The sequence below is a fragment of the Bradyrhizobium lablabi genome (genome assembly GCF_001440475.1).
In the GTDB taxonomy this organism is placed as follows: Bacteria; Pseudomonadota; Alphaproteobacteria; order Rhizobiales; family Xanthobacteraceae; genus Bradyrhizobium; species Bradyrhizobium lablabi.
In genome coordinates this window covers 3,780-4,316 of sequence record NZ_LLYB01000063.1, presented here as the reverse complement: position 1 = coordinate 4,316, position 537 = coordinate 3,780, and the positions used below count along the sequence as shown (strand labels likewise).

Annotated in this window: 1 protein-coding gene and 1 pseudogene; both read left to right on the top strand. The window is 68.1% G+C overall.

Going from position 1 to position 537, the window contains the following annotated elements; translation table 11 throughout:
- Positions 1-127: 127 nt before the first annotated feature.
- Positions 128-437, top strand: a pseudogene (locus CQ14_RS46245) (transposase); the annotation flags it as partial.
- A 3-nt stretch (positions 438-440) separates the two neighbouring features.
- Positions 441-537, top strand: a 97-nt coding sequence (locus CQ14_RS46240) for a transposase (protein WP_245320352.1), incomplete at both ends; no start/stop codon positions are given.

Sequence of the window (537 nt, the reverse complement as noted above, 5' to 3'; positions counted from 1 at the left end):
CGCCTGGTCGCCATGATCGAAGAGGAGCTTGCCGCGGCGAGAGCCGCGGCCGAGAAGACCGGCCGCCCGGCGCGCCGCTTCAAGGACTTCCAGTGGACGACGCTTGGCAGTTGGAGCCGAAGACGCNCGCGTCGTCGCCAAGGCGGAGTGGACGCAGGGCGAGGCCAACCCGCGCTTTGTCGTGACCTCGCTCAAGCGGGCCGAGGCCGGCGCCCGCGCCCTTTACGAGGACATCTACTGCGCCCGCGGCGAGATGGAGAACCGCATCAAGGAGTGCCAACTCGATCTCTACGCCGACCGCACGTCGGCTCAGACCATGCGCGCCAACCAACTGCGGCTGTGGTTCGCCTCGATGGCCTATGTGTTGATCTGTGCCCTGCGGCGTATCGGCCTGGCCGACACCGTCTTCGCCGACGCCACCTGCGGCACCATCCGCCNNNTCAAGCTCCTCAAGATTGGCGCGCTGGTGCGCGTCTCCGTTCGCCGTATCAGGATCGCCATGGCCTCGGCCTGCCCAGCCGCCGAACCGTGGGGAAT